The sequence below is a fragment of the Aerococcus sanguinicola genome (genome assembly GCF_008726925.1).
In the GTDB taxonomy this organism is placed as follows: domain Bacteria; phylum Bacillota; class Bacilli; order Lactobacillales; family Aerococcaceae; genus Aerococcus.
Genome location: NZ_VYWO01000005.1, coordinates 97379 through 111057, shown reverse-complemented (window position 1 = coordinate 111057; position 13679 = coordinate 97379). Strand labels below are relative to the sequence as shown.

Here is a 13679-nt window from a genome sequence, read left to right as displayed (position 1 = left end):
TTTGAGCGAGAGAGAAATCTTTCGCTCTTTTTTTTATTTATGGAGGTATTAATGAAGTTAGTAATAGCAGAAAAGCCAAGTGTAGCAGTTACAATTGCAAAAGTAATTGGAGCAAGAACAAGAAAAAACGGATATTATGAGGGAGGTGGATACATTGTTTCTTGGTGTGTCGGTCATTTAATTCAAATGGCAAGTCCAGATAAGATTGATGAAAAATGGAAGAAATGGAGAATAGACACTCTTCCTATAATTCCAGAAGAATATATTTATGAAGTATCTAAAAGCACTAAAAAACAATATGGAGTTTTAAAGAAACTTTTAAACGATAAGAACATCGACACAGTTATAAATGCTTGTGATGCTGGAAGAGAGGGAGAACTTATTTTTAGGCTTGTATATAATCAAGCTAAATGTAAGAAGAAGATTCAAAGACTTTGGATATCTTCAATGGAAAACAAAGCTATTGAAGATGGCTTTAGAAATCTTAAAGATGGAGAAAACTTTGAAGACTTATATAGATCGGCAAGTGCAAGAGCTATTGCAGATTGGCTGGTAGGAATGAATTTAAGTAGGCTTTATTCTTGCATTTACAAGGAAACATATTCAGTTGGTAGAGTACAAACACCAACTCTATATTTAATAGCTAAAAGAGATAGCGAAATAAATCTATTTAAGAAGCAAAAATATTATACAGTTGACCTATCTTATGGAGAATTGAAACTTGTATCTGATAGGATTGATAAAATTGAAGTTGCAGAACAACTATTAAACTTGTTAGAAGATGAAATAGTTATTACAGAGGTAGAAGACAAAGAAGTAAGCACAAAACCAGATAAGCCTTATGATCTTACTACCTTACAAAGAGAAGCAAATAAATATTTTGGATATTCAGCAAATGACACTTTAAATCTGGCACAAGCTTTGTATGAAAAGAAGCTAATCACATATCCAAGAACGGATAGTAGGTATTTAACCGATGATATGGTTACCACTATGAAAGAATTATTAGAAGGACTTGAAGAAGGTTTTAAAATCAATGAATCAAACTTTAAGTCTATTTTTAATTCATCTAAGGTTACAGACCACTATGCAATTATTCCTACTATATCAGGTATCGGAAAAGCCAAAGATTTATCTGATAAAGAAAGTAAAATCTATAATCTAATTAAGGATAAATTACTTGCTTCATGCTCGGATAACTTAAAGGAATCTAGCAGAAAAATCAGATATGAATATGACAAGTTTAACTTTAATGCAAGTGGCAAGACTGTAATTGATGAAGGTTATACCAAGTATCTAAAGAGCTATGGAAAGGAAAAACAAGAAAATGAATTACCATATATAAAGACTGGAGATAAAATTAAGATAACTTCTAAAAATATATCAGAGAAATTTACCAAAGCTCCAAGTCATTATAATGAAGATACACTTTTAAAGGCTATGGAAAATGCAGGAGTAGAATCCTTAGATAAAGACATAGAAGTGGAGAGAAAAGGCTTAGGAACGCCAGCTACAAGAGCAGGAATTATTGAAAATCTTATCCATAAGGATCTCATAAGAAGAGATAAGAAAAATCTACTTGTAACTGAAAAAGGCAATAGACTTGTATCAATTGTAGAGGATAAGTTTAAGTCGGCTGAAACAACATCTGAATGGGAAATGAAACTTGCAAAGATCAGCTCTGGCGAGGTAGATAAAGAAGACTTTTTAAGAGAAATTGAAGATAGTATAAGGGAGCTTGTAGATAGGTACAAGAATAATCTAAATGAATAAGGTAAAAATATTAGAGCTTTTCGGTGGCATAGGTGCCATTAGAAAGGCTTTTATTAATTTAAAGATACCTTATGAAGTTGTTGATTATGTAGAAATAGATAAGGCTTGTGTTAAATCATACAACGCACTTTATGGAGAGAGTTATAAGCCAAAATCAGTAGTAGGATATAAAGCTACTAATGAAAAGATAGACTTAATTATGCATGGAAGTCCTTGCCAAGACTTTTCAAGAATTGGAAAAAAGCAAGGAGGAGTAAAAAACTCAGGAACTAGATCAAGCCTACTATTTGAAACAATTAGAATAATCAAAGAAATGAAAGATAAACCTAAATGGATAATTTGGGAGAATGTAAAGGGAGTCCTTGATAGAAATATGAGGGACTCCTTTTTTATTTATCTAAAAGAGCTAGAGAGCCTAGGATATGAAAGCAAGTATGAAATCTTAAATGCAATGGACTTTGGGATACCTCAAAAAAGAGAAAGGATATTTGTTGTTTCATGTCTTGGAGCAAATAACTTTTCTTTTAATAAATTGGAGAGGAAAGAAACTAGACCACTAAGTGTATTTTTAGAAAAAGATGTAGGTGAACTTTACACAATGACTCAACCTTATATGCTCAAATTTTTAAATAAAGGCATAGATAGTAGTTTTAGAGGGCGACTTAAAGTGATTAAAGATTTTTCTTATACTATTTCTACAAAACAAATGAGAGTACCCAATTCTGGAATAATAGATATCGGAAATGATCAGTATAGGTATTTAACAGAAAGAGAATGTCTAAGACTCATGGGTTTTGATGATAGAGATATAGACAAACTAGAAGAAGTACATCCAAGAAGAAAAAATTGCACTTCAAGCAAACTATATAAGCAGGCCGGCAATTCTATTGTGGTCGATATTTTAATGGCTATTATAAAAGAAATTCATAGAATGGAGGTAGAAAATGCAAGTAAATGATTTTAAGAATATACAAGAAGCTATAAAGTATGAAGTTTTGCAAGATGAAAAAGAATATTTAAAACTCTTAAAGGTTATAGGCAATAATCAGAAATATGATTTTTCTAGCCAATTAAGTATATATAACAAAGAACCTGAAGCTAGAGCTTGTGCGACATTTGATATGTGGAAGAAATATTTTGGCAGAGTTGTTATGAGGGGTCAAAAAGGTATTCCAATTTTAGTTGGGAGTGATGTAAGCCAAAGAGTTTCATACATCTTTGATATTAGTCAGACTACATCAATGGATAGGAATATTAATGAGGTTAGCTTATGGCAGTTTGACCACGAAAACCATAACGAGGCTTTAAAAGAAATAATAAGAGATTCTTCATTTGAAGCTAGTGATTCACTTAATGAAAATATATTTTCTTTAAGTCGAATTTATGGAGATGAATATATTAACTTGGCTCTTGCTGATTTGAGGATAGATATAGAGGATAGACTTAGCTTTGAAAAGTTTATGAGAGACTCAATATCCTATGCGGTAGCTAATAGGTTTAATACAGTCTATCCTATGGATATGGAAAATTTAAAAAATAATTTTTCTAGGATTAATACAATTTCTTTAGAACAGATAGGTCTTGTAATATCAAGGGTTAGTGAAGATATTATAGATAAAACAATAGAAAAATCTAAGGAAATGGATCGTGCTAGGCTGCTGACAGAAAGGGCCGATGCCGACTATAATAGAGATATAGAAAATACAAATGAAGATAGAGGAGGTCAAAATGATTTATATAGACGAGATGATAGGTCAAGAAGTAGAGATGGACGAGTTTTCACAGATGGAAGCGACAGAGGAAATAGCGATGAAGATCGAAGAGAAAGCCTTGGATATGATGGAGAAGGATCTGGAATTTATGGAGAGATTTCCGAATCCGACTTACGCAGTACTAAGACTGTCTTACCTAGTAGGGAGCGAGGACATGGAGAACTGGAAGAAACTTCAGGAAATGTACGAGGAGAAAACACTTTTGAACCATCTGAAGGAAATTCAAGATCAGGCAGTGGACTTTATCAAGAGAGAGAAAGTCAAGATGATGAGAGCACAAGGATTGACAGAGAAGATGATGAGAGAGAATCCAGAGGAATACCAAGGACAGATGAACAACTTAATGGCAACAGTGAAGAGAATGGCAATCAAGGAATACGTGGAAGCTTAGAAAATGAAATAAGCCAAGAAAAGGAAGCTGATAAAGCTTCTTTTTTTGATGGCAACAACATTGAAAAAAGAAAAGACTACTGGATTGTAGAATTTAATGAAAACCACGAATTAGTTCCCGATTATAGTGGGCAGATAGTAACTAAAGACTTAATCAATATCCTAAGACAAAAGGATATTGATATTAAAGACCATAATCAAACTCATGGAGAAAATGAATTTGGAGAAATGACTGATGATTATATCGGATATTTCAAATTCTATTTTGACCACTATGTAGACGGTGAAGTTGTCGAACACTATAGGATTGACCTTGGTGATGGTGAAGAAGTAAATGAGCGTGAATTTTCATATTTAGAAGAACAAGTTACACTAAGTGAGGAAAAATCATTACAAGAAGATAAAGAAAAGATAGAGCCTAAATTTAAGATAGGCGATCAGGTTAGATATAAAGATAAGGACTTTACAATTACAGATTTTGATGAACTAAGTGGAGGACTTAAAACTGTCACTATCAGAGACAATATGGAATATATGGGAGGTATGATTAGGGGTTCGGAAGTAATTCCATATAGAAACGATTCATACCTTGAAGAAATATTTGAAAATTTAAGTCAAACATCAGAAAAACTAGCAGTAAAAGTTGGAAAAGAATTTATTTTAGAAGATGAGAATACCTTTGATGGAATTAACTTAATTGAAACTGGAACTAAAGTAGAAGTTAATGGGGAAGAATTCCCTTTATATAAGGGTGAAACATTTGAAGAAAGTAGAAAGATTGATGACCTTTTAGATAGTGGAAATTATGAGATATACAAATTATCTGAGCATGAAAATCAAATTGAAAGACAAGTAGAGCAAGAAAGCTTTATTGATACCCACAATCCAGAAATTGACCAAATGATGGATAGATACAATGTACCTAGGGAAGCAGCCGAAAACTTATTGAGGGGTAAAGAGGATTTAAAAAATCTAGGCTATGAACCTAATAAGGAAAGGCTAAGTTTTGCTAGAAATTATGACTTGAAAAATCATATTTACTCAGAATACCTAACACCATCAGAAAGACTAGATAAAAATATCAAAGCTATTAAAATGCTCAAAAGACTTGAAAATGAAAATAGGAGCCCAAGGGAGTATGAACAAGCCTATCTTGCTGACTATCTAGGTTGGGGTGGTCTTGCCAATGTCTTTGATGAAGAAAAGGGCGGACAATGGCTTGAAGCAAGAAATATTTTAAAAGAAAATCTAACAAATGGAGAGTATTTGAATGCTAAAGAGTCTACCTTAACATCCTTTTATACACCTAGAGAGGTAATGGATGGAATATATAAGACCATAACAGATATGGGATTTAAGACTGGAAATATCCTTGAACCGTCTGCAGGAGTTGGTAATTTCATTGGTAATATACCAAGTGAAATGAAAGCGTCTAAAGTCTATGGAGTAGAAAAAGATAGTCTAAGCGGAAGAATAGCAAGAGAACTTTATCCTGAAGCCAATATTCAAATTAAAGGCTTTGAAGAAACAAACTTCTCAAATAACTTTTTCGATTTAGTTATAGGAAATGTTCCCTTTGGAGATTTTAAAGTAAACGATCGTGAATATAACAGAAATAACTTTCTGATTCACGATTATTTTTTTGCAAAGTCAATAGATAAGGTTAGGAATGGAGGAATTATTGCCTTCATAACATCATCTGGAACTATGGATAAAAAAGATGAATCTGTTAGAAAATATATTAATGCAAGATGTGAGTTTTTAGGAGCTATGAGGCTACCTAATACAACATTTAAAGGACTTGCTGGTACAGAAGTTACTTCAGATATTATTTTCTTGAAAAAGAGAGATTCAGTTATAGAAAGAGATGACGATTGGATACACCTAGAAACTGATAAAAAGGGTTTGACTTATAATAAATACTTTGTAGATAATCCTCAAATGGTATTAGGGGATATGAAAGAAGTATCTGGAAGATTTGGAAATACTATTACTTGTGATGAAAGAGAAGATGAAAATCTAAAGGATTTAATGGATCTTGCAAGTAAGGAAATATCTTCAAATTCAAAATATGAAGAGGTCGAACTATTAGAAGATGAAGAATTAAGTCTTCCAGCGACAGACGATGTTAAGAATTTTTCCTATACCATTATTGACGAAGAAGTCTATCTAAGAGAAAACTCTGTCTTAATTAAGCAGAATATATCAGATAAAAATAAAGAAAAGATAAAAGATTATCTTGATGTAATGGATGCTTTAAAAGATGTAATAGAAAAACAAAAGGACGATTTTTCTGATGAAGAGATAAAAGAGTCACAAGCAAAGTTAAATGAAGTCTATGATAACTTTTCAAAGAAACATGGCTTTATTAACTCCTTATCAAACACTAGAGCCTTAAAGGAAGACTCAAACTTTCCTTTGGTATCATCAATAGAAATACTTGATGATGAGGATAATTTCAAAGCTAAGAGTGATATATTTTCAAAAAGAACAATAACAAAGGCAAAGGTAGTAGATCATGTAGATACTTCCCTTGAAGCCTTAGTCTTATCAGTTTCACAAAAAGGATATGTAGATTTTGAATATATGGAATCTATCACAAATAAAGATAGGGACACTTTAATTGGTGAGCTTGAGGGCGAAATATTTTTAGATATTAAGGACACAGACCTAATAAATAACAGAATGCCCTTTGAAAATTTTGACAATGACGATCCATTTCATTTTTCATATGTATCGGCAGACGAGTATTTAAGTGGAAATATTAGAGAAAAGATTGGTTATCTCAATTCATATATCGGAGAAATTGAAAATGTAATAGATTTAGCACCTTCTGAAAAGAAAGACACATTATTAAAAGAGTTAGGCAAACTCAAATATCAAAGAGAAAAATTACAAGAAGTTATGCCTGAAGAACTCACTGCTTCTGATATAAATGTAAGGTTAGGAGCAACTTGGATACCTCAAAAAGATATAGAAGACTTCACTTTTAATCTTTTAAAAACACCAGGTTATGATAGGTGGAATATAAATGTTAGGTTCTCACCACATACAAGTGAATGGAACATTGAAGGTAAAAGTGTTGACTCAACTAATGACCTTGCTAACATGACTTATGGTACAAGTAGAGTGAATGCCTATAAGCTAATTGAAAATGCCCTTAATCTAAAAGATACAAAGGTATTTGACCAAGTAATAAATGATGATGGTTCTAAGACTTCTGTATTAAACAAAAAAGAAACTATGCTTGCAAGTCAAAAGCAAGAACTGATTAAAGAAGAATTTAAGAATTGGATATTTGAAGATCCTGATAGAAGATATAGGCTAGAAAAGATTTATAATGAAAAATTTAATTCAATTAGAAATAGAGAATTTGATGGTTCTAACTTAACTTTTGATGGAATGAATACTGAAATCAGACTACGAGAACACCAGAAAAATGCCATAGCAAGGACTCTTTATGGTGGAAATACACTACTTGCCCATGTAGTAGGAGCAGGAAAAACTTTTGAAATGGTAGCTTCTGCTATGGAATCTAAAAAGTTAGGACTTGCAAGTAAGTCATTATTTGTAGTTCCTAACCATCTAACTACTCAAATTGGTAGAGAGTTTATGCAATTATATCCGTCAGCGAACATTATGGTGGCCGATAAAAAAGACTTTCAACCTAAAAATAGGAAAAGATTTATTGGTAGGATTGCAACAGGAGAATATGATGCAGTCATCATAGGACACTCTCAATTCGAAAAAATACCAATGTCTAAGGAATACCAGGTAAGGCATATACAAGACCAAATAGATGATATAGTTTCCTTTATTGACGAGAATAAAAGAAATAGAGGGGAAAATTTCACTGTAAAACAACTGGAAAAGACAAAGAAGAAACTCTTGGTAAGACTGGAAAAACTAAATGATGACTTTAAAAAGGATGATGTAATAACCTTTGAAGAACTAGGAGTAGATAAGTTATTTATAGACGAAGCTCATAATTACAAAAACCTATTCTTGCATACCAAGATGAGAAATGTTGCGGGTATCGGTCAGAGTGAAGCCTTTAAGTCTTCGGATATGTATATGAAATGTAGGTATATGGATGAAATGACAGATGGCAAGGGAGTTGTATTTGCTACTGGTACACCAATATCAAATTCAATGACAGAGCTTTATACAATGCAAAGATACCTTCAATATGACGATTTAAAGGCAAGAGGATTAGAACATTTTGACGCTTGGGCTTCTACTTTTGGAGAAACAGAAAACACCTTTGAGTTATCTCCAGAAGGTACTGGATATAGGCAAAAGACAAGATTTTCAAAGTTTTATAACTTGCCAGAGTTGATGTCTATGTTTAAAGAAGTAGCAGATATAAAGACTTCAGATATGTTAAATTTGCCAGTACCAGAAGCAAATTTTGAAGTTATTAAGACAAAACCTACTGAGGAACAAAAGGAAATATTAGAATCTATTTCAGAAAGAGCTGATGCAGTTAGAAATAACCAAGTCGAGCCAACAGAAGATAATATGCTAAAGATTACAAATGATGGTAAAAAACTTGCCCTTGACCAAAGATTAATAAATCCACTACTACCCGATGATCCTAATTCAAAGGTTAATGTATGTGTTAAAAATATCTTTTCGATCTGGGATAAGACAAAAGAAAAATCATCGACCCAATTAGTATTTTCAGATATGTCTACACCAAAAGGAGATGGAGAATTTAATATCTATGATGATATTAGAAATAAGCTAGTAAATATGGGAATACCAAAAGAAGAAATAGCCTTTATACACGAAGCTGATACAGACAAACAAAAAGATGAATTGTTCTCTAAGGTAAGAAGAGGAGAAGTAAGAGTATTATTAGGCTCTACGCAAAAAATGGGAGCAGGTACAAATGTACAAAACAAATTAATAGCCTTACATGATTTAGACGTCCCATGGAGACCGTCTGACCTAGAGCAAAGAAGTGGTAGAATTGTTCGTCAAGGTAATGAAAATGATAAGGTAAATATCTTTAGGTATGTAACTGAGAATACCTTTGATGCTTATTTATGGGTGCGACATGAAGTCGCTTAATTTAACTGTTTGGCAAAATGACCAAACCAACTATTCCGTTAGTTGAGCCTAGTATCGACTGCACTTAGGTGTGGTAAGCCGATATTAAAGTATCCCTACTTGAGGTAAAACCGTGAGGAAATACCGAAACTGCTAGCAACAAGGTGGTTAGGGAGCGAGGCTTGATAATATGGCTAACATATGTGAACTACTGATAAATGTCGTTAAGGCGAACAGGCTAAAGTTGCTGATAAGCCTGAACCAAAATGGTGTGTAGTCGGATAATCCTTTCCACAGTGGGATTACACGGACAAAAAGACTACCGGCAGAGAGGTAGAGCCTAAGTTATCAATGTTAATTAAGTGAAACATGGTAAGCCTGTACTATTGCCAAAAGGCAAAGCAAATCGTAAGAAATGCTGATAATGGTGCAGGTAAAGGAGAATGGAAAAAGCGAATGCCATCTTGTAATGAGATGGATAGGGGTTCAAAATTTGCCCTAACTTGAAAGAGTGCAGACTTCCATTTGGTTTTTAATCACAAGAGAACTTGTAGAATTTTTGAAAGGAGAAAGCAAATGAACAGTAAAATGTGTGCTACTACTAACAGAGCTAAAAACTGGGAAAGTATAGACTTTTATCTAGCAGAAAGCTATGTTAAAAAACTACAAATGCGTATTGTGAAAGCGTGGAAAATGAGTAAATATGGAAAGGTAAAATCTTTACAACATTTACTCACAACTTCATTTTATGCAAAAGCCTTGGCTATTAAGAGGGTAACTGAAAATCAAGGCAAGAAAACAAGTGGTGTTGATGGAGAATTATGGCTAACATCACAGGCAAAGTATAAGGCAATAGAAAAGTTAAATTTAAGAGGATATAAACCTAAGCCTCTTAAAAGAGTGTATATACCAAAGAAAAATGGGAAGAAAAGACCTCTCAGCATTCCTACAATGACAGATAGAGCAATGCAAACCCTATATAAATTTGCACTTGAACCCATAGCAGAAACTACTGCTGACCCTAATTCTTATGGATTTAGGGCAAAAAGATGTACACAAGATGCTATCGAGCAGTGTTTTACATCACTCAATAAAAAGAAATCTGCAAAATGGGTACTTGAGGGAGATATAAAAGGTTGTTTTGATAATATAAGTCATGAATGGATATTAAATAATATCCCAATGAACAAGAAATTATTAAAACTCTGGCTTGAGTGTGGATATATAGAAAAACAAAAATTATTTCCAACAGAAACAGGAAGTCCCCAAGGCTCGCCAATATCACCTATTATTTCCAATATGGTATTGGATGGTTTAGAAAAAGCAATCAAAGAGAAATACCATAGAAGAACAGTAAATAAGAAAACATATTTCCCAAAGGTTAACTTTGTTAGATATGCAGATGATTTTATCGTTACAGGGGAAAGTGCAGAATTGCTTGAAAATGGTGTAAAGCCAATCATTGTAAAATTCTTGGCTGAAAGAGGTTTAGAATTATCAGAGGAAAAGACACTCATAACACACATAAATGACGGTTTTGATTTTCTTGGAGTTAATATTAGGATGTATAAAGATAAGTTGCTTACAAAACCATCTGATAAGAACTTCAAGGCTATTGTCGATAAAATTAGACGAATCATAAAAGATAATCCGTCAATGAAACAAGAAATTTTGATTAGAAAATTAAATCCAATCATTATAGGTTGGATAAACTATCAGAAATATAATGTTTCATCTAAAGCCTTTGAAAAACTTGATTATGAAATATATAAAAGCTTGTGGAACTGGTGCGTTCGTAGACACCCAAAGAAAGGTAGAAAATGGATAGCTAAGAAATACTTCAATACCATTGGAAACAGAACCTGGACTTTCAGTGTAGCAACTGGCGACAGAATGGAAAATAGCGAGAAATACTATCTTCGTCTTAAATATGCTACAGACACTGATATTAAAAGATTTACCAAGATACAAGCTGAAGCAAATCCATTTGATGAAAATTGGCAAATATACTTTGAAGAAAGAGAAGAGTTAAAAATACGAAACGAACTTAAAGGACGTACAGTTATAAATAGACTGTATAAAATGCAAAATGGAATATGCCCTGTTTGTGGAGAGAAAATAACTATTGATACAGACTTTAGAGTACATCAAACAATTCAAAATAACATTACCCTTAAAACTTTAGTACACCCTTGGTGTCATAGAAAATTGCATATAAATGATGAAGAAAACACGCTGGCTCTTTAATTAGGGCTTATAAAAACTTGAGCCGTGTGAGGGGAAACTCTCATGCACGGTTCTTAGAGGGGAAAGGGATAGTAATATACTCGACCTACTCGACCAGACAATAGAAAATAAGCAGAAATTCATTTCTCAAATTATGACTTCAAAAACTCCAGTAAGAGTTGCTGAAGATGTTGATGAAGCAAGTCTATCTTATTCAGAAATTAAGGCTTTAGCTACGGGTAATCCTCTAATTAAAGAAAAAATGGATTTAGATAACGAAGTTACAAAGCTAAAAATGCTGGAAGCAAACTATAAATCTAATAAATATAAGCTTGAAGATAAGGTAAATAAAATTTATCCTCAAAGTATTTTAAAAACTGAAATGGAAATACAAGCAGTTAAAGAAGATATTGCAAGTGTTGAGAAATTAGGAGAAGGAGATAGCAAATTTACTTTAATCAGTCTTGGTACAAATAAAATTTTAGATAAGAAAGAAGCTGGAGAGAAGCTATTAGAAGAAATAAAAAAAGTAAAGATAAATGATAGCAAGGTCATTGGTAAATATAGAAATTTAGACTTGCAAGTTTCATATAACTTTATGACTAATACTCACACCTTTAAACTTCTAGGAAAAGCAGAATACTTTGGAGAGTTTTCAAACTCTACTGATGGTAATATAACAAGGCTCGATAATGCAATTGAAAAAATGCCTGCAAGGCTTGAGAGGTTAAATCAAAACCTTGAAAACTATAAAGAATCTTTAGAAAATGCTAAAGTAGAATTAACTAAACCATTTGAAAAAGCAGATGAGTTAAGGGATAAGACACTAAGACTAGCTGAAATTAATAAACTTTTAGATATGGGAGAAGTAGAAGAATTAGAAAACCAATCACCACTTTTAGAAGATTTAAAGAGGGCGATAGTTGATTATTCTAACTACGAGTTCTCAGAATCTAATAGCTATGAAGACTTTGACAAATTATATCCTGATTTAAGCCATATAGGACTTGCCTATACAGAAACACCTGATGGTAAGCATTCGATTCAATATGAGGTAAATTTGGAAGAAAAAACATGGACTCAGTATGTAGACAATGTAGCTATTAGAACAGAATCTTTTGTAGAGGAAGATATATCTAACTCACAAGCTATTAAAGATATGACCGAAGCTATAAAGATGTCTAGTTTTGATGATCTGGTATCAGTAGATGAAGAAGATTTAAAACAAGCACTGGGCTTAGAAATAGATGATGACGGAAACTTCTATGATCCACTAGCAAAAGATCTTGATAATGATGGAATACCAGATAGGTATGACAATGATTTTAAAGATAGTGATTACTTTGAATCAACTTATGATGTAGAGGATAATCTTCACACAAGGGAGGAGAAACCATCAATATTGGGACAAATATCAAAATTCAAATCAGAAGAAGAAAAAGATAAAAATCAAGAAAAAAACGAAAAAGGACAAGAAAGGTAGAGGAGGGCGAAAGGCTCTCCTTATTTAGTACAAGGAGGAAATTATGGAATACAAAGATATTAGAGAAAACTTAGAAGAAATGATGAATGATAATTACAAGGATTTTATAAAAGCACTTGTGAGCATAGAAAAAGGTGTTACTGACGAAAAGGCACTTGAAGAAGTCTATGTTTTATATATGAACAATGACACAACAGGTCTACTAAGTGATGACTTTGACTATATGATTGATGATATGAAAGAACAAGGTAAGATTGTTGAAAATGTCAGTGATATTGAAGAAAAAGATGAACTTATAAATCTCGTGGGTAATATAGCTGGAAAAGTAGAAAATCTTGAAAGAGAAAATGCTAATGGAGAAAAATTCAAGGTAAGCAATTTTTCAATTGTTTCAAAAGATGACGATGGGAATAAAATTTATACCAATTGTTCAGCATATGGAGATAAGACAAAAGATATAGAGAATCTAAAACAAGGAGATTTTGTTAAAATATTTGGTCAAGTAAAAACAAGCATTGATAACAACGGAAAGGAACATAAAAATGTTCGTATTTTATCTTCTAAGCTTTTAAAAGCAAAAGAACAAGTAAGGAGTCAAGATAAAGATAAAAAGTCCATATTAGGGCAAATAAAAAGCTTTAAGACAGATGACAAAGCTAAGTCAAATAAGAAAGACCACAGCAAAGGTACAGAGAGATAAATATCGGCAGTCTACGGACTGCCTTTATTTTTTATATGTATATAGGTTGTATAATGACGTAATAGGGGAAAGGCGTTTTAAATATATTTCATATATTTTTTGACCACTCTACTGTATCTTCCATCCGATAACTTTTCTCCCTAGACATATCCATAATATGGGCCCTATGAGCAAGTCTATCAACGATAGCCCCAGTAAGCATAGAATCTTTAAAAACCTACTCCCATCTTTCAAAGTTCAAATTCATTGTTAAAATTATTGATTCCTTATCAATTCTAGA

Annotated in this window: 6 protein-coding genes and 1 pseudogene; 6 read left to right on the top strand and 1 reads right to left on the bottom strand. The window is 32.6% G+C overall.

Going from position 1 to position 13679, the window contains the following annotated elements; genetic code table 11:
• Window positions 1-51: 51 nt before the first annotated feature.
• From F6I03_RS07925 to F6I03_RS07900, 6 genes and pseudogenes are all read left to right on the top strand, one after another.
• A complete protein-coding gene (locus F6I03_RS07925) occupies window positions 52-1773 on the top strand; it encodes a DNA topoisomerase 3 (protein ID WP_070431229.1) in 1722 nt (573 codons plus the stop codon).
• Entirely contained in the window at window positions 1766-2731 is a 966-nt protein-coding gene (locus F6I03_RS07920; protein ID WP_070431230.1) for a DNA cytosine methyltransferase, read from the top strand. The genes F6I03_RS07925 and F6I03_RS07920 overlap by 8 nt, the downstream gene beginning before the upstream one ends.
• Window positions 2718-9011: a helicase-related protein gene (locus tag F6I03_RS09940; protein WP_070626227.1), complete on the top strand. Its 6294-nt coding sequence runs from the start codon at window positions 2718-2720 to the stop codon at window positions 9009-9011. Before F6I03_RS07920 ends, F6I03_RS09940 begins: the two co-directional genes overlap by 14 nt.
• Window positions 9012-9566: 555 nt before the next feature.
• On the top strand, window positions 9567-11237 hold the full coding sequence (gene ltrA, locus F6I03_RS07910; RefSeq protein ID WP_070431244.1) for a group II intron reverse transcriptase/maturase: 1671 nt from the start codon (window positions 9567-9569) through the stop codon (window positions 11235-11237).
• A 94-nt stretch (window positions 11238-11331) separates the two neighbouring features.
• Window positions 11332-12699 (top strand): annotated as a pseudogene (locus F6I03_RS07905) (helicase); the annotation flags it as partial.
• A gap of 43 nt (window positions 12700-12742) precedes the next feature.
• Window positions 12743-13399, top strand: coding sequence for a DNA-binding protein (locus F6I03_RS07900; RefSeq protein ID WP_070431246.1), 657 nt, complete (start codon window positions 12743-12745; stop codon window positions 13397-13399).
• An 88-nt stretch (window positions 13400-13487) separates the two neighbouring features.
• Here F6I03_RS07900 and F6I03_RS09870 read toward each other — a convergent pair whose 3' ends face one another.
• The gene (locus F6I03_RS09870) at window positions 13488-13601 is read right to left on the bottom strand and encodes a hypothetical protein (protein WP_017645383.1); all 114 of its coding nucleotides are present in this window, start codon (window positions 13599-13601) and stop codon (window positions 13488-13490) included.
• Between the last annotated feature and the right edge of the window lie 78 nt (window positions 13602-13679).

Bases quoted from the DNA above. Each gene is read 5' to 3' on its own strand.
- F6I03_RS07925 (WP_070431229.1), top strand. From the start codon at position 52: ATGAAGTTAGTAATAGCAGAAAAGCCAAGTGTAGCAGTTACAATTGCA.
- F6I03_RS07920 (WP_070431230.1), top strand. From the start codon at position 1,766: ATGAATAAGGTAAAAATATTAGAGCTTTTCGGTGGCATAGGTGCCATT.
- F6I03_RS09940 (WP_070626227.1), top strand. From the start codon at position 2,718: ATGCAAGTAAATGATTTTAAGAATATACAAGAAGCTATAAAGTATGAA.
- ltrA (WP_070431244.1), top strand. From the start codon at position 9,567: ATGAACAGTAAAATGTGTGCTACTACTAACAGAGCTAAAAACTGGGAA.
- F6I03_RS07900 (WP_070431246.1), top strand. From the start codon at position 12,743: ATGGAATACAAAGATATTAGAGAAAACTTAGAAGAAATGATGAATGAT.
- F6I03_RS09870 (WP_017645383.1), bottom strand. From the start codon at position 13,601: ATGCTTACTGGGGCTATCGTTGATAGACTTGCTCATAGGGCCCATATT.